This is a genomic window from Methylomonas sp. (genome assembly GCF_023228165.1).
Lineage (GTDB): Bacteria > Pseudomonadota > Gammaproteobacteria > Methylococcales > Methylomonadaceae > Methylomonas.
The window spans coordinates 30,107-49,820 of record NZ_JALOBS010000023.1; the positions used below are offsets into that span (position 1 = coordinate 30,107).

The window sequence follows — 19,714 nt, forward strand, 5'->3', positions numbered from 1 at the left end:
TGTGGATGATCGTTGCACTATTAAATTCGATAGCCCGAAGCGCATTAACGCTCGGATTCATCGAAAAAAAAGGCGGCATAATTGTGTGTGACGCGTTTGACGATACTTCTCAGCAATATGCCAATTGATATCAGCGCTATCGTTCCCAAGGCAAACCCCGTTGCGTAAGCCAAGGCATTGCTATCCAGCCAAATGTCGTAGGCATGCACATACCCGTGAAACAGTGCAAGATTGCCGGCAATAATCGACGCAGTCAGTAGCGAAACTTGATGGCCCGAAGCCAACAGCAAACCCAAGAATAACGCGGACAGATTCATGATATTTTCGGCATGCGCGATCTCGACGCCAATGAGCGTCAAACCCCCGCCCATCAACAGCAAAGCCGCAAATACCAAGGCGATAGCCGCCATCGCGAGACGACCTGCTTGAGATATCCAAAAGCCGACAATCAGCATGGTAATGATGTGATCGGATGCAGACAAAGGGTGCAGCAAGCCGTCATAAAATCCGACTGATTCGCTTGCCCAGTGAAACGGATGCGCATCGGCGACTATAGGCTCTGCCGTGACTGCTAAAATGGCCGCTTGAAAAACGCCTGCTTTGAATTTCATCACTACCTCCCAATCTTGATGACTGCAATTCACAATGAGGTATCAAACATGGCTTGAGTGTAATACCTTTACATGATTATTCATACACATAACAACTTTATAGCAAACCCAACATGGGATGTATGGCTGTTGAACGGATGGGCACATCCATGTGCCGTATTTTCTTTGTCTTATGAAGAACAGTCGAGATTGAGGAGATTGCGAATTCAGTCCCGGGCCAAACTTGCAAGACACTTATATTTTAGCAGAAGTATGAATTAATTAAAATTATTCATACATTTTTTTAGAATTCATATTTAAAGCCCGCCTGCACCAATCTCGGCATACCCGACTGAATACCGCGCACTCGGTCGGTGATGTAGGTATTGTCCAGCAGGTTTTTCATCGATACGTATAAGGTCAAATCCTTCCGCACCTTATACGAGGTAGCGAAGTTGACCACCACGTAGTCGTTGATTTTGCCGTAAGAACCGGTGCGGGCATTCGAGCTATTAGGTCCATCCGGATGATCGGCGCCGCTTTCCAGATTTAGAAAATCCGCATATTGTTCGCTGACGAAAGCCACTTCCAGATGCGCGTCGAAGCCACTTGGATGCGAATAACCCAAGGTTGCGGTCAACAGACTTTCCGGCGCATACGGCGCACGCTTACCGGCGGCCGAGCCGAACACATAGCCGCCCGGACAAGCGGCCGGCGTTGCACCGCTGGACAGCGTCACACAGCGGAATGCCTCCGTCGTTTCCGCCGTGGGCAGCCACATGTAGGCTATCTGCGCATAGGGGTTATGCGTCCAATTAAATACCTCACCGAAGTCCGCGCGCGTCATCAACTCAATACCTTCATACAGCGCCTTGCCTTGCGCGACCGGCGTGCTACCGCCGCCCACCGTACCCAAAACCGTCAAGGCGTCGAAATCGTTGTGAAAGTAGGTCAAATCGGCTTTGACGCCACGCGCGGGTCTGGTTCTAATACCGAATTCAGTATTCCAGCTGATTTCCGGTCCGATTTCGGCCGACCCGCCGGTGTCGTTGTAAACGGCGTCCTCGACTCGGGGCGGCGCAAATCCTCGATGAATACCGAAAAACAGCGTGGCTTCGTCGGTAGGCGAATAAGTCATCGCGAACGACGGCAAGATTTCCGTTAAGCTGCTTTGGCCCGCCGTACCGTTTAACAGATTCTTGCGTTCGTAGCCGACGGACTCAACCCGCACACCCGGCGTAAAACTCCAATCCTTCCAGCTAAATTTGTTTTGTACAAAGCCCGAATAGGCTTCGGCGAAACGCTCGTTTTTTTCCAATAATTGGCCGTCGCGGGCGTTGGGCGAACTTCCCCTGATCATCTCCCGGCGCTGATCCTCGAAGTGGGCGCGAAAACCGGCATCCAACTGGCTTTCGATACCGAACAAATCGTGCTTGGCGTGCAAGGTCGGCGCCACGCCCCAGGTTTCGTAATTGCGCTTACGGCCGACATCGTAACTACATAAATCCATGTCGACCGGAGTGCCGTTCAACCGATCTTGAACATAAGTGGGATAACTCGCGGAACATTGGTTCTCGGTCGGAAACTCATTCTGTTGCCGCCACCAATTGCGCTCGTATGAAGACCAGTAAAAACTGGTTTCCAGCGTCACATCGTTGTTGAAGCTATGCTCGTAGGTGGCCGAGGTGGACCAGCGGTCGTTGATGAAACTGGCGTTCTTATCCGGATTATAATTTGCCCCCAACTTGCGGTATTCGGCGTCGGTCAAACCGAATGTCGCACCTTGTTCGTCCTGGTGGTAAAAGTCGCCGCGTAAGGTCAAACGGTTGCGGGCATCGAAGTCGATGATGCTTTTCAAGTTGGCATCGTCAACGGTGGCAAAGGTATTATCCCGTCTTTCCATACCTTCCTTGTGGATGTAATCGACCACCCCGCCTACCGCATCCAGTCCGTTGACATTCTTGACCATTCCCCCGTAGCGGGCGTGGCCGTTACGGTAATCCCGGTTGCCGCCCATGAAGCTGACGAAGCCGCCGGACTCGACCGGCACTTTCGGCGTCAGATAATTGATCGCACCGTTGATGGTCTGCGGGCCGAATTGAGTCAAATCGGCGCCTTTGTAAATCTCGATGGCGTCGTAACGCTCGATGGGCGGATGATAATAGATGTCGTTATCGCCGTAGGGGGCAAAGTTGAACGGAATGCCGTCTTCCAGAAACAGCACCTTGGTGGAACGAAAGGGGTTCTGGCCGCGGAAAGCGATATTCGGCCGCAGACCGAAGCCTTCCTCGTCGCGCACGTAGACGCCCGGCACCTTGCGTAAGGCTTCGTTAATCGTAAACACTTGGTCGCGCTCCAGAGTGTTCTTGTCGATGATCGACGTGGAACCAGAAAAAGTTGCTGCTCTCTCAACGCTTTCCTCGACGTCTACACTGGGCAGCACATCGGAATTGGTATTGTTGGCGGCCTGCACGACTTGGGATTGTTCCTTGGCGACAGCCCCCTGCGCAATCACGCTTATTAACAACGCCGGCAGTAATCCGTCTTTATAGCTCATAGTCCCCTCTCACTCTTCTAAATTTGAAAATGCTTGTCGGTTGAGAACCCGGAAATTGCTAGTGTCTTAGCGGAATTTCCGTTAAGAAAAACGCTACTTTTTGTCGGGTACTTAAGCTAATTTAGCGAATGAAGGTGAATCGAAACTGAAAAACGGGGCGTGATAAGGGAGTGGCGAGAGGATTACCGGTGCAATGCCAATTTCAGCGTAACCGAAAAACCGCCCAACGACTCGCTACGCCCGATTTGCAAACTGCCTTGGTAGGAGTCGACAATATCTAAAACAATTGCCAGACCAAGACCGTGCCCCTGAATCGACTCGTCCAAACGCAAGCCGCGTTGAGTAAGGGTTTTCGCATCCGCCTCGGCACATCCGGGGCCATCGTCGGCCACACGGATAGTCAAGGAATCTGAAAAGGTTATATCGACATCAATACGATGGTTTGCCCACTTACAGGCGTTATCCAGCAAGTTGCCCAGCATTTCCATCATGTCCTCCCGATCGAAATGAACCCACCCATTGGGTGCGGTAAATTGAATGTCCAAGGCTTTTTCGGCGTAAATGGCCCGCAAGGTCCTTTTTAGGGCGATGAATTCCTGGCGCGGATTGAATGCAGTAGTCGCCTGCCGATCACCGGCAATGCGCGCCCGTTTGAGCTCCCTTTCAATACAACGATGGATGCTTTCGGTTTGAGCCTGTAGGAGCTGGCGCAAATCGGGGCGGTCGTTAAACAACGGCTCTTCGGCTATCCTGAATAAGATTGCCATCGGCGGTTTCAAGGCGTGCGCCAGATTGCCGATTGCCGTGCGGGATTGCTGCAAGCGGCGCACGACCAGCTGCAATAAATGATTGATCTCTTTCACCATCGGCTTGATTTCAGTCGGCACCTCCATCTCAATCCTCTGCCGGCGGCCGCCGGATACTTGCTCAATTTCTTTCCCCACCGAAACCACGGACCGTAAAGACCGCTTGACATCCCAACCGAGTAAGCCGATCGCACAGATCAAAATCAGTAGCGTCAAACCGAAATAGCCGATGCGTATAGAGGTAATATCGTGGTCGACGGCGGATAAATCTTCGGCTAGATTAATGTTGATTCTGTGACCGAATTTCACCAGCCCCAAACCGAATACCAATAAGGGTCGTTGACCGGGGCCGCTTGTATGGTAGATTTTGATTTGTTCCGGACCCATGGGTTGCACTTGCAGGGGAAAATTGGCCAGTGAAGGCGAAGGGTAAGCCCGAGCGTCCACTTTGACGAGATAGTAGTGACCGGAGAGTGGGCGATTGTAGACCGTGCTGATGTGGTCGCCGTTGAAACCGACTTGATCGTCGTCGCTGCCGGCCAACGTATCCATTAACGAATAGCCGTCGTCAGCCAAGCGGTTGGCCATTTGCTTCTCGGCAACGGCGCGTATCACCCAGTCGGCGGCTATCCAGTGGAGTACGAAGATGACACACAACACCGAGGTCAATCCACGGCCCAAACGCTTGCGTAAAGACATCATGATTTTGACCCGAACACATAGCCTTGACCGCGGCGGGTTTGAATCAATTCGTTGCCGACGATCCTGCGCAAACGTTTGACGTAAACTTCAATAACATTGCTATCCGGTTCGGCGGACTCGTAATAGATATGCTCGCTGAGTTGTACTTTGTTAAGGACTTTTCCGGCATTCAACATGAAGTAGCGCAGCAGTCTGAATTCAATGGCCGTCAACGGGTAAGCAGGGCCGCCGTCGACCGACGCCGATTGTTCATCTTCATCGAGCTCGATACCCAATACCTTTAGCGCAACCAGATTGTGGCGGTGGACGCGTTTCAGTATGGCTTGCAATCGGACCAGTAGCTCTTGGGTGTGAAAGGGCTTGCCGAGATAGTCATCCGCGCCGGCTTTAAAACCGTCCACTTTTTCATACCAGGTATCCCGGGCTGTCAGCACAATCACCGGCATGCTGTTGTTGGAGGCCCGCCAGCGCCGCAGCACCTCGATACCGGATAGTGCGGGTAATCCCAAGTCAATAATGGCGGCATCGTAATGTTCTGTCGCCCCCAAAAATTCACCGGACTCGCCATCCATGGCGGCATCGACAATGTAGCCAGCCGCCTCCAAATCCATTTTCAACGATCCGGATAAGGCCAAGTCGTCTTCAACCAGCAGTAGTCGCATGCTTTGGTCTTAATTCACTACATTATTTTTTATACAGATAAGCGCAGTCGGATGAATGCCATACTCGATGCAGATACGTTACATAGCGTGCATTTTGTAATCGACTCGCGGATAGCCCTTCTTGTCCTTAGGATCGGTTGCGCTACGATCCTGTTCTTCACGCTGCCCGATTTGGCTGGCAATCATCTGTTCCCAGTTATCATAGCTGGCAAGCTCCGGTACGCCGGCAGCTTTGTCTTTGGCAAAGCCGGCTTTTCCCAAGGCAATGATATCCGCCGAGGTTTTTTGATCAATGGCGCTAAGGAACGTCTTGTCGTCTTTGATCTGCTTGCGTAGCGCCCAATAAGCCACTTCAAATTCGACTTGCTGATTTGCCGGCAGATATTTTTTGATTATAGCCACCGATTGATGGGCGGTTTTCATGCTGTGACCATTGATTTGGTTCGCGTTGCCGCAGGCATTGAGCAATAGACACAGCGAAAACACCAAAAAATCGCGGGAAGCTTTCATCATTAACCCTGCTTATTAAATCTCGTTTTACCAAAAACTTGGCTATTGGTTTGATAGTCCGAATGCTTGATTGGCAAACGGGTTAAACGCTGGCCGCGTCACGCGGTTAAAGCCAAAATCGGTGACCTGATGGCAAGCGTTGCACGCCACGGTCAAGTCATCATAATGCCGGACGAAGGCCTGCAAGTTTTTGTCTTTGATCGCTCGTTCGATGCCCGCCAAGGGTTGGTCCATGTGTTGAGCGATTAACTCCGGAATGGTCTGCTTGATTTGCTTATGCGTGCGATGATAGTTAGCCGCATCCTCAAAGCCTTCATGCAATTCGTCCACTTCGTAAGCCGCCAACTCCCAATTCAGTGCTTGTCCGGCAAACCATAATTTGGCATGGCGGGCCGCGCTCTGCGCCATGATTTCGCCCAAGCCGGGGGTAAAGTGAGTATGAGCTTGTTCGGCTGACTGATGACCGGCGCAAGCCGTCAACAGGCTAGCTGCAGCAAGCACCAAACCGAACTTAATAACCTTTAATTTCATGCTAAATTCCATTGATGGCTAAGATTTGCGTTAGTGCGCGGATTTAACGTTTTGCGGCTTGAGTAACCGTGGTACGAAATAAGCGGCCGCGACAACAAGGAGACCAATCACGCTAATCAGTATCAGCAGGCCATTCTGTCCTCCGGATTGCTCGGCAACCATCGCCACGGTTATCGGTATATTCAAGGCGCTGACAGCAAGCGGCGTATGCAGGTCTTTATCGTCAACGGTCAGCACTGCCTGATACTTGCCGGCGGTTTTGAAGTCGACAGTGATCGACAGTACGCCCTGTTTAACTATGGCCATCGGCAATTCGGCGATGGTTTTCCCGTCTTCAAGCAGAATTTTTAATGCCACCGGTTTCTTGCGTACATCCAGATCGAGTAAATCGATAGCAATCTGGGTTTTACCGGTTTTTGGCAGATCGATGCATTCGGCTTCCGGCAAGCTTCGGCTGTCTTTGGCTTGATCAGGGCTAATTTGATAAGCGGAGAAATTAGCCACATAGTAGTCATTGCTTTGCATGCAACCATACATATCGTAATTGCCGCCAACGCCTTTGCGATTGCCGCCCAAGGGTACGGAGGCACTTGCCTGACCAATCGCGACAAATAACAGTGTGAAAATCAGGTAGGAACGAACTGAATTCATGGCTTCACCTCTGCGCTGGCTGCATTGTCGGTGATGGAAAATTTCGATACGCCGCTTACGATCAGGCCATCTTCTGTCACGACCCGATAACGCATGGCATAAGGTCCAGGCGATAACGGCTTGGTGGTAGCCGTCAGGCGGTGGCGTTCGCCCAGCACTAGCCGAGTGTCGCCGTTGTCGACCCGGTTTCCCTTGCCATCCACCACCACGACTGACGGATAACGCTCGCTGACATTGCCGCTGAACCATAGCTTGACTGTGCCGTCAAAATTAGCGACTTCGGCATTATTTTTGGGGTCGGATTTCAGGAGTACACCTTCCGCGAGACCGATCGGGCTGGCGATTACCAGCAATACGGCTGACAACGCTTTAGCAGCAATTTTTTTCATCATGACAATTAATGTATCCCAAATAAACCGGCGACAAACAATACGATAGGGTCGGACAATGGATGAAAAAATCCCAGGGTAATCACAACCAGGCTGATGACAAAAAACCGGGTCCAGACCTGCAAAGACAAATCCTGTTTTCGCCACAGCTGATGAAAAATCAGCCAGCTACCCAGCCAAACCATCAAGGCTAAGGTTTCCTTGCCGGAGTAGGAGCCGATGCTACCGTCAGGACCGCTTCCGGTCGATCCGGGGATCCAGTGGCCATAAGCATGCACCATGTTGTCCAGTTCCCTGGTCAATCTGGAAATATGATGGCTGACCATTAGAGTCAAAAACGCCAATAACAAGGACAAGCTGGCGGCGACTACCGGGCCGGAATGCAGTACTTGCTGATTGTCTGCTGGGTTTTGCATGCTAATTCCCCCTTATTAAACGAAACGTAATTTGGCTAACACCAGACCCGCCGCGAAGCCCAGCAGTAAAAAGCTCCACGACACCAGAATAGTAATACCGACAAAACGGGTAATATCGCGGCGATATTGAATCGGCATACCGTAGTAATACAACGTGAATGTGGCGGCCAGCATTAAAGGGAAGGGGAACAAGGAGACAAATTCCTTGAATTCCATCAGTACGTTATGAAAGTTAGGTACATGAGCCAGAATCCAGTCGCGCGGCCCGTCCTGGCCGCGATAGCGCATGTAAATCCAGTTACCGCTAATTGCGCCGGCCAAATTCAACACGGTAGCGAACAACACCCAGCGACGTAAGGATTCCAGTCTGACATGCATGCCTTTGATTAGGGGAATGGCGCGATGGGTCAGGTAAGTGCCGATGACGATAGCCAGTATCGCGCTGACCCCATGGATACCGGCTTTCAAGCCGTAGTCGGTGGGATAAAAGAAATTGGCGGCAGGCAGCAGCAGTAACAATGTGAAGGCTATTGCCACTTGGCTGCGGACGACGATTTTAGTGAAATGATCGTGTATGTATTCGCCAGCTTGCATGAAGACCTCAAAATATCGGTGTTGAATCAAAATTCCAAGCACATTTAATCGATTGTCACGATCAGAGTGCTTTTAAAGCCATGGGTTATAATCTCCATACCCTTAATAATAAGAAAACAAAGGAGTAGCACCTTGGAGCGTTTCACTATCTCTCTCAGCGACGAACTGGCCGCCGATTTCGATCAATGGATCGATGCCCGCGGCTATAAAAACCGTTCCGAAGCCGTTCGTGATTTACTCCGAAAAGAAATCGAAACCAAACGTCTGGATCAAGACCAGACCATCCATAGCGTCGCCACGCTTTCATATGTATATAACCATCATGAGCGCAATTTGGCGGAGCGTTTGACCGCACATCAGCACGAGGCGCATGACTTGGTGGTTTCAACCATGCATGTACATCTCGATCACGATGACTGCCTGGAAACCCTGTTTCTACGCGGCTTTACCCAGCAAATCCGTAATTTTGCCGAAAAGATTACCGCTGAAACCGGTGTGAGACATAGCGCGCTTAATCTGATTCCGGTAAAAGTCGCGGCTCTTCACTATGCCCACCACGCGCATTTTCATCCCCATAGTTAACCTAAAATGCCGTCTTTACTTGCTTTTATAATGCTGCCGGGCAGGCTAGGGTCTCAATAGTATGAATATTTTTTGTATTTTCATACAAAATGGGCCGTAATGTCCAGTTCTTTTGACGATGAACAGGATCGGCGCAATTTCGATGGGCCTAATAATATGTAGCGGGCAATCAGCAAAAATGCGCGCCTTAACATTAGCTGGATCGCTACCAATATGCTGCTATTAGATGCAGGGGTTATGAATTAACTATAAAATGTAAGAAAAAAATATTGATTCGTCTTAGGCGGCAGCCTATGAGGTTTGTTTCAATCACAAACTTACGACTTTCCGGTAGAACACTATCCACTCATTCGGCCAACACCATCTCGTAAAACACCGGTAGGCGGCTTAATTCATCCGGCAATGGCGGTAAACTCAGGCCACCCAAGGCCTTGCCGAAGCACTCGGCGGTATTGGTGACGGGTTGATAATCGACATTGCCAATTCCGCCGTCGGGCAATATGTCCGCCACCAGAGTGAAGTTTTCGTGATTGGCGTCGTGCTGCGACAGGCAGTCGGTTAGCGATTTGGACATTACGGCGCTCATGGCCGGCAACACATGTTTTTTTTCATAGTCCCGCGCCGTTGCATCCTGTTCGAAGCGGCGGCCCTGCCGGACTCGTTGATCGAAATTTAACTCCGCCGCGAGCGATTGGTCGGGTTCGGCCGCATCCACTTCCAGATTTTCCAGAATGCCGGCAATATTGCGCCCCACGTCGATCTGCGGGCCGGACGGATCTAATGCTTCGTTTTGTTCGCGTTCTTCTATCAGTCGCCGGGCTGCCTCAAACGCGGTAATAAACGAATCGTCTTTCGCCAGCGCCTTGGCGAAGTAGGATTCGCCGAAGTAAGTAAATCGGGTGAAATCGCCGCAGCCGTAGGAGACGTGGTCGCGGCTGGAGGCAGTCAAAACCAGCGTGTTATCGTCTTTTAGCACGTCCAGAAACCCGCCCGAATAACAGGCCGAAACCACGATAACCCGGTTACTGATGCCGACGTTGTCCAGCATGGTCTTTAAATCCTCGGCTTTTAGATCGTTCAGTCTTAACGGCCAAAACGAGACGGACAATTTATGATCCTGGGCGCCGTGGGAACTCAGATACAGGAACAATACGTCTTCTTCCTTATCCATGCGTTGGGCGATACCCTGCAACACCGCTTCCAGGTTGTGCCGGTTGGCCAGCGGGGCGTTGTAGACCGTATCGGCGTTATTGACCAGCACCAGGGAGCGGCCGGCCGTGTTAAAACGGCGGTCCAACACATTTCTGGCCAGGCTGACGTCGTTAAAAAACACCCGTTCGTCCGCTTGCCCGGCAAAGCCGACGAAATAAAGGTCCGTCTTGCCTGGGCGCTGATAGTGCAAGGCCGCCAACTCTTCATTGAGCAGTTCGGGTTGCCGATAAAACACATCTTCCACGTCCAAGCGGTTTGCCGCCTCGTATTCGGCGGAATCGTCTTCGGCCTCGGCGGGGTAATACAAGCGATACGAGGGTAATAATCCGTTCAAGGACAGGGTAAAAAAGGCGTAAATACTCAGTAAAAATAACAGAGAGGGCGCGGGTTGCGGATACAGCCGCCGTAAGACTCCGAATACTGCCGCCAATGTCCAAACCGCCGCCGCCACGTATAAGCCCAATAACAGTTGCGGGACGTCCGGCCACCAATGTTCGGCGGCCAGCCAGCTGGAAAAGTAAACCGTATGGATGACGATTTGCGAAGCGGAAATAATCACCAGCAACCGCAGCGTATGCTCGCGCCGAAGCGTCAAATTGCCGATAATTGCCGTGCCACCCAGCATCAATAAGGTCGTGATGCCGAATTTATTTAGGCCGTAAATATTGAATTCCGGAGCCGGCATGGCGTCGACATAGTCCACGATGCCGATGCACAGCAGGTTCAACAGCAGCAGTTGCAGGAATATGCCAAGCGAAACCCGGAACGAGCGGGGCTCATAGTTCATGAAGAACGCCAGACGGGTTGCCTGCAACAGGTTGCCGGCCAGCGCAGACAGCTGGATAACCTGCGGCGTCGGCGCCATGGCCGGCAGTGTTTTGCCGGCGTTGTCGGGATGCGACGACCAATAATCGCGTATCTTTTCAGTGAACTCATCGACATCGGTCGTATTGCCCAAAACCGGGCAAGGAATAGGGATGGCGACATCGCGGCGCAGATATAAATACAGATCGGCAGCGGAAACCTCGAACCCGGCTATTTCCGGCCAAGCGTAAAAACTGATGCGACCATCGGGCGTCTGGTAGGAAACGCCGGCGGGCGTCAGATTGAGCTGGTAGTTCCCTGCGTACTGCTGCAGCCAGCGCTGCCCGTATTTGGAGCGTTGCCAGATCGACAGCCAGATTCGCGAAACGAAAAACAGCGCAACCGGTAATAGCCAGATTAAGTAGTGGTAGGCGTTTGCGTTTTCCTGCCGATCCAAGCGCATGACAAACCACACCGCAAAGCCGATAAATACCCAGCCCCCCAGGCGTCGGATCGTTCCGCCGGTCTGCTGGCGCTGGCGCAACGATAAATGTCGGCGCAGGTTTTCCAGATCGAGGCCTTGCAATTGATAGTTGATTTCCATCTTCATACCGTAGGCTAATGGGGGAAGCGGCTTGGGAAGGTTTATATGGGAAAGGCCCAATCGATTATACCCCGGCGGGTGTTCTGGTCATCGAAGCCGTCTAGCCATCCGCCCAGGATTGTTTGGGGAATGACTGGTTTTGCGGTGATATTAACCCAAAATCAGTGGGTCATCACTCTGCAACGTGTCCGGTCTTGCCCGTTCGGGATATGCCGACGGAACTCTGTCCGCTTCGTAACGTTGAAAATCCACATCCCGATACTACAGATGTATTTTATCGAAAAGGCCATTGCTCAATTCTTGCAGGTCTGTGGGGCTTAATTCGATCTCCAGCCCCCTGCGTCCGGCGCTGACGTAAATAGTGGCATATTGTTGCGCCGATGAGTCGATGACGGTCTTCAGTCTGTTTTTTTGGCCTAAGGGGCTTACGCCACCCAGTACGTATCCAGTTGAGCGCTCCACATCGGCCGGATTGGCCATGCTGGCTTTTTTGGCGCCTGCCGCCTTGGCGAACAGTTTTAGATTCAACATGGCCGAAACCGGCACAACGCCCACGGCCAAAGACCGATTGTCCAAATCGACCACCAAGGTCTTAAAAATTCTGTCGGCGGGAACGCCCAGCTTTTCCGAGGCTTCCAAGCCATAAGACTCGCTTGACGAGTCATGCGCATACTCATGCACGCGGTGAGCGATTTTATGTTTCTTCACAAGATTAATGGCGGGCGTCATTTTTATTAAACGTCTATTTCGGAGCGAGGTGAAGTTTAGTCGGAATTCTTATTTTTTGGTGGTTACTCCGGCAGAAATTGCCGGAATAACCATTACAGATTGCGGCGAAGCTTGCCCGTTACGACTGTATTCGTTAAGCTCGCCAGCCAAGTTCCGCGGCCTTGCGTCGGGCCTGGGCCGGAATATCGGCGGCGATAAATCGCTCGTGGAGGATTTGCACGCCGAGCAGGTGGTTGATGACCGCGTCGAGCTGGGTCTGGGTGGCGACCGAAGTGTCCGGTGCGTCGTGTAAGTCGAATAACGCATTCACACCTTTTATGTCCAGCAGGCCGGCCTGGCCGATGGTTTCGGGGCTCAGATGGCGTTCCGCCAGTACCCGCATGGCCGCCCATTTGCCGGGATCGGTATGTGCGGGCGGCGCCATGAAAGCGAATTTTTCCCGTTTGTAGAGGGTTTCCGGCAGCAGGCCTTTCATCGCCTCGCGCAGCACGTATTTTTCGGTGCGTCCGTGAATGCGCATGGACGGCGGCAGCGTGGCCGCGTATTCGGCCAAGTGGTGGTCGAGAAACGGTGGGCGCGCCTCCATGGAGTTGGCCATATCCACCCGGTCGCCGCCCCAAGTCAGAATCTGGCCTTCCAGCATGGTTTTAATCCACACATATTGGGCGCGATCCAACGGATGCCGACCTTGCAGGGCGTCCCGGTCCAGTGCATCGGCAATCGCCGCCCCCGGCGAATAATGCGCCAGTTCGGTTCGGCGGTCGGGGTGCAGTAGATCAGGTACCCGGCGGGCGCTGGCCAGCCAGGGTTGCAGGCAGGACGGGGTGAAACCGACTTTTGCATTCAGTGCGGGATCGTCAATAGTGTCTTCGGACAGCATGGCGCCGGTGAACAATTTGTTGCTCTCGGCCAGCATGGCTTCCCACTCTCGGCGTTCATCGGGCGGCATATGATCCAGGCCATGCAAAAACATGTCGCGGCGGAAGGCCGGATAGCCGCCGAACAATTCGTCGGAGCCTTCGCCGGTCAATACCACCTTGTAGCCTATTTCATTGACGCGGCGGCTCATCAGCAGCTTAGCCACGCCCAGCGTGTTGTAAATGGTACGCTCGGTATGCCACAGGGTTTCTTCGAAGTGATCGTAGAGATGGGTGGCGTTTAGACGCAATATTTCCTGGTCGGCGCCGGTGGCTTGCGCCATTTCGGTGGCGATGGGTGTTTCATCGTAATCGGCATTATCGAAACCGATGGTAAACGCCTTGACCGCGCCTTGGGTGCTGGCGGTGGCCAGGCCGATGATGGAACAGGAATCGATGCCGCCGGACAGGTAGCAACCGACCGGTACATCGGCTTCCAGACGCAGTTGCACGGCTTCGATCAGACGCTCGCGCACCCCGTCAATATATTGTTCCTGGTCGCCGGGCGCTCCGCGCTGGTGTTCTTGCGGAAACGGCATATCCCAATAACGGCGATCGCTAATCCGTAAGCGGCCGTCGCGGCGTTCGATACTGACCACGTGACCGGGCTTGACCTGATGCACGCCGGCAAAAGCGGTACTGCCCGGCACCATGGTCTGCATTAGTTGGTGATACAGGCCGGCGGAGTCGAAGCTGCGGGTAACTTCGGGATGGGCGAACAACACCTTCAGTTCGGAACCGAATACCAAGCCGCCGTCGATTTCGGTCCAGTACAACGGTTTGACGCCGAAGCGGTCGCGCACCAGATGCACAACGTCCTGTTCGCTGTCATGCAAGGCGAAGGCGAATTCGCCGCGCAGGTGCGGCAGACTGGCGTCCAGTCCCAAGCGGGGATACAGATGCAAAATCAGTTCCGAGTCGCTTTTGCTGCGAAAACGGTCGCCGCGCGCGGTTAAGTCGGCGCGCAACCTTTGGTAATCGTAGAGCTCGCCGTTTTGAGTCAGCATCAGTCGGCCGTCGGCGGAAATAAACGGTTGTCGGCCGCGTTCCTGATTCAGATCGATGATGGACAGACGGGCGTGGCTGAAGCCGACTCCGTCCCGAGCCTGCCAGCCGAAGCCGTCGGGTCCGCGATGATGTTGAATGGCCGCCATTGCAACCAAGGTTTCGGGGTCGACGGGACGGTTGCGGTCCGCGTAAATAAATCCGGCTATTCCACACATAATTTAAGTAAACATTTTTAAGATTGAAGACAACAGCGCCATGCGCATGAATACCGCGCCGCGTGCTTGAGCGAAATACCAGTTATGCGGGGTATCGTCGAGTTCCCGCTGCAGTTCCTGGCCGCGAGCCAAGGGGTGAAGAATGATGGCATCCTGTTTGAGCGGGGAGGAAAGGTCCAGCCGGTAACGGCTGCCCAATTCTTCGTAGTCATCGCCGAGCCAGGCGATGGCATTGATGTAGACCACGTCCAGCCTGGGCAATTCCTGGTTGAGGTCGGTGCCGACCCGCAGTTTCAGCCCGGCCTGTTCCAAGGTTTCGCGCTGATCGGGGCTGAAGGGATGTTCTTCGTCGCTGATGATCAACACCTCGTTGATGGCATCGGAGAACAGCGACAGAAAGGTCAGCAGGCTGCGCACGGTACGCATGCGTCCCGGTACGCCGATGATGCCGATATGAATGCGTTGCTCGGGGTCGATGTCGGCACTGCACAGCGTGGGCCGCCATTTCAGTAGTGTATAGATATCGGCCATGGCCTGAGTGGGATGTTCGTCGGCGCCGTTGCCGCCATTGATGATAGGGATACGCAAGGATTCCAGCATTTGATAGACGGCGCTGGCGTCGTTATCGCGCAAGACCACCAAGTCGCCGTAGTGATTGAGCATTTCGCCGACGTCGTAGAGGGATTCGCCTTTTGCTATGCCGGTAGAGGCCGGATCGGTGATCGACATGATGTCGCCGCCCAGGCGATGCCAGGCGCTTTCGAAAGACAAGCGGGTACGGGTGCTGGGTTCGTAGAAGGCGCTGATCAGGATTTTGCCGGTCAGCGGCCGGGTAATCAGTTGCGGCTGGGTCTCGTATCGGGCCGCCAATCGCGCCAGCTGCACGAGTTGTTCGCGACTGAACTGGTTGGCCGAGACGACCGGTCTTTGTGCCAAGCTGAGCAAGGGGGTCAAGTCTTCTTTGATATGCTCCAGCAGTTGGCGGGGGCATTCGAAGCCTTGGGTATCCATCAGCTGTTTATCGACGGGTGCGTTAAGTTTGGGGTGGAATTTGTCTACCATAGCTGTCCCTTTAATAGGTCTCTTATCCAAAAAATGATTAATACGACGGGCGCGGCCATGGTTGCCAGCGTCGCGGCGCTCACCAGCCAGGCCAGGGCAGTGACGGAAATGATCATGATCGGGCCTCGTCAGATGCCGCCAAGCGCGCCCAATCGAAGTCGTCGGGGTGCAGCCAGGTGCTTAACAGGACGATACTCATCGAAACCGCGGCAGACACCAAAGCCGCCACGTAAAAGCCGATCAGAAAATAACTGGCCAGACCGCATGCGCTGCCCGCGATCATCGCCAGCGCCGCGCCGCGGGGATTGGCGCGCCGCCAGAATAGTCCGGCGGCGATCGGCCAGATGGTGCTGGCGACGAATGCCCCCATGAAATACAGTAATTGCGCCAGCGTGGTCAGGCGCGGCAGACACAGCAGCCAGGCGACAAAACCCAGGCCCAAAATCATCCAATGGGCGGCGCGAGCCAGTTCATCGTCGCCGGCCTGGGGCCGGAAGTGGCCTTTATAGATGTCGGTCAGAATCAGGTCGGAGGTGGCGGCAAGCAGCGAATCCAGGCTGGAAGCCAGGGCGGCGAATACCACGATGAATACCAGTACCGCGCCGCTGCTGCCCAGCAGTTTGGCGGCCACCAACGGTCCCACCATGTCCGCGGCCGGCACGTTCAGGTTCAGGGCCGGTACCGTCAAGGCGACGAAACCGGCCACAACCGGAATCGGCATCCAAAGCAGGCCGGCGGTAAAGTAGGCCTTGAATCCTATGCCTTCCCGAAAGGCAAATGCCCGGCTCCACCAGACATTGGAATGAAATACCTCGCCGATACCGAACAATAGATTGTTGAACAGAAACATAATGGCGGCCGGCATTAGCAAGTTCAGTAATTCGGGGCGCTTGGACAATGCCGCCTGGTGCATGCGCTCGAAACCGACCTGGGTGATGGCCAGCCAGGCCAGTGCCACGATGCCGATCAGAATGATCAAGGTCTGAATGAAATCGGTACCTATCACTGCTTTGAGTCCGCCCAGCATGGTGTACAGTACGCAAACCGCCAGTATAACGCTCATACCGATGCGGTAGTCTATGCCGGTCAGTGCATTGACCAGCACCCCGCCGGCCATGCCCATCGATACCAGCCAACCGAAGGCATATAGCAGCGAGATCAGCAGAAATACCCGCCAGGTGAACCTGCCGTAGCGCATCCTGACGAAATCGCCGCTGGTGAAGCCGGTGGGCATCAACAGCCGGATCCGCCGCGCCAGCGGCGCAAACATCATCAAGCCCACCGCACCCAGCGAATAACCCAACATGCCCCAGATACCCATTTGGAACGCCAGTTGCGGTGCCGCCATCGTAGTGTTGCTGGTTACCCAGGTGGCCATCGCGGTGGCGGTACCCAGGGCCATGCCCACTTTGCGTCCGGCCAGCATGTAACCTTCCAGACCGGACGAGCGGCGTCCCAGATAGGCACCGAGTATCACCCACAGTACCGAAAAAGCGATCAAAATCAGCCAGCCGGTGGTGGGATCCAGCGATGCGCTTTGCATACCGTTCATGGCTCGACCACTTTTTGGATTTCAGCAATCGCCTCGTCCGTATCCATGACCCGGGCGTAACGGTCTTTCATGGTGGTGATGGTGGCTTTTTGCAGCTCGGGAGTCACCGTCGCGCAGCAATCGGCAATCAGGGTGACGTGAAAGCCTAGGTCGCAGGCGTCGCGGATCGCGGTGGAAACGCATTCGTTGCTGTAGACGCCGACCACGAACAGGCCGTTGACACCCATATTACGCAGGATGTATTCGATATTGGTGGCGTTGAATACGCCACTGGCGGTTTTGTTGATGACGATTTCGTTTTCTATCGGTGCCACCTGTTCCAGAAACTCGGCCTCCTTGGAACCCGGTGCCGCGTGCAACCCCAAGCGTTTATGACCGACACTGCGGTCGCGGCCGTCCTGGGTCAGCGACTGAATCCGGGTATGAATCACTTCCAGATGCAGCGCGCGAAAGGCGTCCTGCAATTTGCGTACGTTGGGCAGTACCGTGGTCTGCAGACGATCGAAATAGTATTCCTGCGCTTCGAGCGGTATGCCGGACGCGGTTACATCGGCGAACACGCCATGGCCGGGCGCGGCATCCAGGTATTGCAGGTCTATGCACAACAGCGCCGTGTGGTGGGCCTGTAGCGAGCGGGTGACGGCCGGCGTGTGAGTGATGGAGTTGCGGTATACGTCCCTTAACGGATCGATCTCCAGAAACGCCTGACTATCGGTCGTGCCGTTTTTTTCGTCTTGGTTTGTCATGATGTGCTCGCCAGTCGGCGTAATGTGTTCAATAAGGTGTTGGCGCCGGCCTCGATGTCGGCCCAGGCCGTCCATTCCGCGGCGGAATGGCTGCGGCCTTCCTTGCTCGGTACGAAGATCATCCCGGCCGGGGCAATGCCGGCGATGATCTGGGCATCGTGGGCGGCGCCGCTGGGTAGGTGGGTTGAGCTCAGGCCGGCTTTCTCCACCGATGCTTCGATAGCCTGAATAACCTGCGGCGCACAGCGCACGGGTGCCAATTCGCTCAATACCGCGAATTCGAATTTCAGGCCGCGGCGGCGGGCTATGGCCGATAAGGCACGGCTGAAGGCCTCGGCCAGCAATTTCAGGGTGGCGTCGTCGGCGTCGCGGACGTCCAGCGAAAAAATCACCTGGCCGGGGATGACATTGGCGGCGCCGGGAATCAGCTCGACCCGGCCTACGGTGGCGGTGCTGCGCGGACTACCGTATTCCTCCAGAATCCGGTCGATCTGGCCCGAGAATTCGGCCAGGCCCTGAAAGGCGTCGTTGCGCATATCCATCGGTGTGGTGCCGGCATGATTGGCGGTGCCGGTCAGGGTGATTTCCCATTTGAACAGGCCGGTGATGGCGTCGACCACCCCTATGCTGACCCCTTTGCGGTCCAGTACCGGACCTTGTTCGATATGCAGTTCCACATAAGCGTGGATGCTGTCGGGTGTGCGCTGCGCATGCAAGGCCTGTTCGGCGTCCAGTCCTTGTTGCGCCATGGCGTCGATCAAGCTGATGCCGTTCAGGTCGACGGCATGGCGAAGATAGTCCGGCGTCACCAGCCCGGCCATAGCCTGGGAACCGAACATGCCACCGAAGCGGCCTTCTTCGTCGGTGAAAGCCACTGCCTCCAGCGGTCGATGCAACGGCACATTTTCTGCCTGCAGCACCCGCAAGGCTTCCAGTGCGCAAACCACGCCCAGCGCGCCATCCAGATGGCCGGCGCCGGGTACCGTGTCGATATGCGAGCCGGCCATGACGCAGGGCGTTTTGCTGTCCCAATTCAAACGCGCGCTAATATTGGCCGCACCATCCTGATGCAGCTCCAGGCCGCTGTCGGCAATGCGTTGACACAACCATGCGCGGCCGGCCATATCGCCGGGGCTGAATGACATACGGTAGATGCCGTGGTCTTCACGGCGGCCGATACGGGCCAAGGTATCGACATCCTCGCGCAGGCGGCGGGCATTGACTTGTAGTTCGGGAAAAGTCATGGATTGTGCTCCGCGCCGCGAATAATCAATAACAACGTGGCGGCAAAAACCAACGCACCCAGGCCGAAAAACAACCAGGCGCGGGACAGCGGGTGGTGAGCCACTTTAACGGCAACGGTTTCGCTCCAGGGGCCGGTTTTGTCATCGCTAATAACGCGCGCCCGGTAATACCATGCTCCGTCCGGCATCCCGGAAATAACGCTGGCCCGGTCTTGGCCGCGATAGCGAAAACTGGCATCGGCAAATCCCGGGTTGTCGGCCTGCTGTAATTCGATGACGGGATTCATATCGGCGCTTTCCCAATTCAAGCGGAAGTAGCCGGCGGTTGCGGTTTGGGTATCGGTGAGCAAGCGCGGGGCCGGCTGCTGGGCCAGCGCAAGGCTGGGAAGCTGTAACAGCATCAGTAGGCCGGTAACGATACTGAAAAAGTTAAAATGGCATTGGAACAGCTTGGTCAAAAATGGCCTCATGTCACAGTGAGTTAATGGAAAAATCGAAAATACGTCATGATGATCTTGGCAAAAAATTACTTTGTGTCGAAATCAATTTTGACTGGATGTGGTTGCTGTGGTGAGTTGTTTGGTTACTATATTGCAGAAAAGTCGGGTTTTTTTCAAGGACGGAGCCAGAA

20 protein-coding genes are annotated in these 19,714 nt (G+C 54.3%); 1 reads left to right on the top strand and 19 read right to left on the bottom strand.

Going from position 1 to position 19,714, the window contains the following annotated elements:
• Nucleotides 1-44: 44 nt before the first annotated feature.
• From M0R33_RS16710 to M0R33_RS16755, 10 genes are all read right to left on the bottom strand, one after another.
• Nucleotides 45-611: a HupE/UreJ family protein gene (locus M0R33_RS16710; RefSeq protein ID WP_292571780.1), complete on the bottom strand. Its 567-nt coding sequence runs from the start codon at nucleotides 609-611 to the stop codon at nucleotides 45-47.
• A gap of 283 nt (nucleotides 612-894) precedes the next feature.
• Nucleotides 895-3,147 (bottom strand): TonB-dependent receptor, encoded by a 2,253-nt coding sequence (locus tag M0R33_RS16715; protein ID WP_292571782.1) that lies wholly within the window; start codon nucleotides 3,145-3,147, stop codon nucleotides 895-897.
• Nucleotides 3,148-3,329: 182 nt separating this feature from the next.
• Complete coding sequence (locus M0R33_RS16720) at nucleotides 3,330-4,655, bottom strand: sensor histidine kinase (protein WP_292571785.1); 1,326 nt, start codon at nucleotides 4,653-4,655, stop codon at nucleotides 3,330-3,332.
• Nucleotides 4,652-5,317: a response regulator transcription factor gene (locus M0R33_RS16725; protein WP_292571788.1), complete on the bottom strand. Its 666-nt coding sequence runs from the start codon at nucleotides 5,315-5,317 to the stop codon at nucleotides 4,652-4,654. Before M0R33_RS16725 ends, M0R33_RS16720 begins: the two co-directional genes overlap by 4 nt.
• A gap of 78 nt (nucleotides 5,318-5,395) precedes the next feature.
• Nucleotides 5,396-5,827 (bottom strand): hypothetical protein, encoded by a 432-nt coding sequence (locus M0R33_RS16730; RefSeq protein WP_292571790.1) that lies wholly within the window; start codon nucleotides 5,825-5,827, stop codon nucleotides 5,396-5,398.
• Between the two features lie 42 nt (nucleotides 5,828-5,869).
• Entirely contained in the window at nucleotides 5,870-6,358 is a 489-nt protein-coding gene (locus M0R33_RS16735) for a hypothetical protein (protein WP_292571792.1), read from the bottom strand.
• Nucleotides 6,359-6,388: 30 nt separating this feature from the next.
• Entirely contained in the window at nucleotides 6,389-7,009 is a 621-nt protein-coding gene (locus M0R33_RS16740) for a hypothetical protein (protein ID WP_292571795.1), read from the bottom strand.
• The gene (locus tag M0R33_RS16745) at nucleotides 7,006-7,401 is read right to left on the bottom strand and encodes a copper resistance protein CopC (RefSeq protein WP_292571797.1); all 396 of its coding nucleotides are present in this window, start codon (nucleotides 7,399-7,401) and stop codon (nucleotides 7,006-7,008) included. Before M0R33_RS16745 ends, M0R33_RS16740 begins: the two co-directional genes overlap by 4 nt.
• Nucleotides 7,402-7,406: 5 nt before the next feature.
• The gene (locus M0R33_RS16750; protein WP_292571799.1) at nucleotides 7,407-7,814 is read right to left on the bottom strand and encodes a hypothetical protein; all 408 of its coding nucleotides are present in this window, start codon (nucleotides 7,812-7,814) and stop codon (nucleotides 7,407-7,409) included.
• 15 nt (nucleotides 7,815-7,829) lie between these two features.
• Nucleotides 7,830-8,408 (bottom strand): hypothetical protein, encoded by a 579-nt coding sequence (locus M0R33_RS16755; protein ID WP_292571802.1) that lies wholly within the window; start codon nucleotides 8,406-8,408, stop codon nucleotides 7,830-7,832.
• Nucleotides 8,409-8,540: 132 nt separating this feature from the next.
• Between M0R33_RS16755 and nikR the strand changes: the two genes are divergently transcribed.
• Nucleotides 8,541-8,990, top strand: coding sequence for a nickel-responsive transcriptional regulator NikR (gene nikR / locus M0R33_RS16760; protein WP_041363885.1), 450 nt, complete (start codon nucleotides 8,541-8,543; stop codon nucleotides 8,988-8,990).
• A gap of 346 nt (nucleotides 8,991-9,336) precedes the next feature.
• Here nikR and M0R33_RS16765 read toward each other — a convergent pair whose 3' ends face one another.
• The 9 genes from M0R33_RS16765 to M0R33_RS16805 form a co-directional block, all read right to left on the bottom strand.
• The gene (locus tag M0R33_RS16765) at nucleotides 9,337-11,610 is read right to left on the bottom strand and encodes a C13 family peptidase (RefSeq protein WP_292571809.1); all 2,274 of its coding nucleotides are present in this window, start codon (nucleotides 11,608-11,610) and stop codon (nucleotides 9,337-9,339) included.
• 261 nt (nucleotides 11,611-11,871) lie between these two features.
• Nucleotides 11,872-12,339: a Cys-tRNA(Pro) deacylase gene (gene ybaK / locus M0R33_RS16770; protein ID WP_292571812.1), complete on the bottom strand. Its 468-nt coding sequence runs from the start codon at nucleotides 12,337-12,339 to the stop codon at nucleotides 11,872-11,874.
• Nucleotides 12,340-12,472: 133 nt separating this feature from the next.
• Nucleotides 12,473-14,479: an asparagine synthase (glutamine-hydrolyzing) gene (gene asnB, locus M0R33_RS16775; RefSeq protein WP_292571815.1), complete on the bottom strand. Its 2,007-nt coding sequence runs from the start codon at nucleotides 14,477-14,479 to the stop codon at nucleotides 12,473-12,475.
• Between the two features lie 3 nt (nucleotides 14,480-14,482).
• Entirely contained in the window at nucleotides 14,483-15,541 is a 1,059-nt protein-coding gene (locus M0R33_RS16780) for an aspartate carbamoyltransferase (RefSeq protein ID WP_292571817.1), read from the bottom strand.
• Nucleotides 15,535-15,657 (bottom strand): hypothetical protein, encoded by a 123-nt coding sequence (locus M0R33_RS16785; protein WP_292571820.1) that lies wholly within the window; start codon nucleotides 15,655-15,657, stop codon nucleotides 15,535-15,537. The genes M0R33_RS16780 and M0R33_RS16785 overlap by 7 nt, the downstream gene beginning before the upstream one ends.
• Nucleotides 15,654-17,093: a sodium:solute symporter family protein gene (locus M0R33_RS16790; protein WP_292571822.1), complete on the bottom strand. Its 1,440-nt coding sequence runs from the start codon at nucleotides 17,091-17,093 to the stop codon at nucleotides 15,654-15,656. Before M0R33_RS16790 ends, M0R33_RS16785 begins: the two co-directional genes overlap by 4 nt.
• The gene (locus tag M0R33_RS16795; protein WP_292571825.1) at nucleotides 17,090-17,839 is read right to left on the bottom strand and encodes an isochorismatase family cysteine hydrolase; all 750 of its coding nucleotides are present in this window, start codon (nucleotides 17,837-17,839) and stop codon (nucleotides 17,090-17,092) included. Before M0R33_RS16795 ends, M0R33_RS16790 begins: the two co-directional genes overlap by 4 nt.
• Nucleotides 17,836-19,083 (bottom strand): Zn-dependent hydrolase, encoded by a 1,248-nt coding sequence (locus M0R33_RS16800; protein ID WP_292571828.1) that lies wholly within the window; start codon nucleotides 19,081-19,083, stop codon nucleotides 17,836-17,838. Before M0R33_RS16800 ends, M0R33_RS16795 begins: the two co-directional genes overlap by 4 nt.
• Complete coding sequence (locus M0R33_RS16805; RefSeq protein ID WP_292571831.1) at nucleotides 19,080-19,541, bottom strand: hypothetical protein; 462 nt, start codon at nucleotides 19,539-19,541, stop codon at nucleotides 19,080-19,082. Before M0R33_RS16805 ends, M0R33_RS16800 begins: the two co-directional genes overlap by 4 nt.
• Between the last annotated feature and the right edge of the window lie 173 nt (nucleotides 19,542-19,714).

Bases quoted from the DNA above. Each gene is read 5' to 3' on its own strand.
- M0R33_RS16710 (WP_292571780.1), bottom strand. From the start codon at position 611: ATGAAATTCAAAGCAGGCGTTTTTCAAGCGGCCATTTTAGCAGTCACG.
- M0R33_RS16715 (WP_292571782.1), bottom strand. From the start codon at position 3,147: ATGAGCTATAAAGACGGATTACTGCCGGCGTTGTTAATAAGCGTGATT.
- M0R33_RS16720 (WP_292571785.1), bottom strand. From the start codon at position 4,655: ATGATGTCTTTACGCAAGCGTTTGGGCCGTGGATTGACCTCGGTGTTG.
- M0R33_RS16725 (WP_292571788.1), bottom strand. From the start codon at position 5,317: ATGCGACTACTGCTGGTTGAAGACGACTTGGCCTTATCCGGATCGTTG.
- M0R33_RS16730 (WP_292571790.1), bottom strand. From the start codon at position 5,827: ATGAAAGCTTCCCGCGATTTTTTGGTGTTTTCGCTGTGTCTATTGCTC.
- M0R33_RS16735 (WP_292571792.1), bottom strand. From the start codon at position 6,358: ATGAAATTAAAGGTTATTAAGTTCGGTTTGGTGCTTGCTGCAGCTAGC.
- M0R33_RS16740 (WP_292571795.1), bottom strand. From the start codon at position 7,009: ATGAATTCAGTTCGTTCCTACCTGATTTTCACACTGTTATTTGTCGCG.
- M0R33_RS16745 (WP_292571797.1), bottom strand. From the start codon at position 7,401: ATGATGAAAAAAATTGCTGCTAAAGCGTTGTCAGCCGTATTGCTGGTA.
- M0R33_RS16750 (WP_292571799.1), bottom strand. From the start codon at position 7,814: ATGCAAAACCCAGCAGACAATCAGCAAGTACTGCATTCCGGCCCGGTA.
- M0R33_RS16755 (WP_292571802.1), bottom strand. From the start codon at position 8,408: ATGCAAGCTGGCGAATACATACACGATCATTTCACTAAAATCGTCGTC.
- M0R33_RS16765 (WP_292571809.1), bottom strand. From the start codon at position 11,610: ATGGAAATCAACTATCAATTGCAAGGCCTCGATCTGGAAAACCTGCGC.
- ybaK (WP_292571812.1), bottom strand. From the start codon at position 12,339: ATGACGCCCGCCATTAATCTTGTGAAGAAACATAAAATCGCTCACCGC.
- asnB (WP_292571815.1), bottom strand. From the start codon at position 14,479: ATGTGTGGAATAGCCGGATTTATTTACGCGGACCGCAACCGTCCCGTC.
- M0R33_RS16780 (WP_292571817.1), bottom strand. From the start codon at position 15,541: ATGGTAGACAAATTCCACCCCAAACTTAACGCACCCGTCGATAAACAG.
- M0R33_RS16785 (WP_292571820.1), bottom strand. From the start codon at position 15,657: ATGATCATTTCCGTCACTGCCCTGGCCTGGCTGGTGAGCGCCGCGACG.
- M0R33_RS16790 (WP_292571822.1), bottom strand. From the start codon at position 17,093: ATGAACGGTATGCAAAGCGCATCGCTGGATCCCACCACCGGCTGGCTG.
- M0R33_RS16795 (WP_292571825.1), bottom strand. From the start codon at position 17,839: ATGACAAACCAAGACGAAAAAAACGGCACGACCGATAGTCAGGCGTTT.
- M0R33_RS16800 (WP_292571828.1), bottom strand. From the start codon at position 19,083: ATGACTTTTCCCGAACTACAAGTCAATGCCCGCCGCCTGCGCGAGGAT.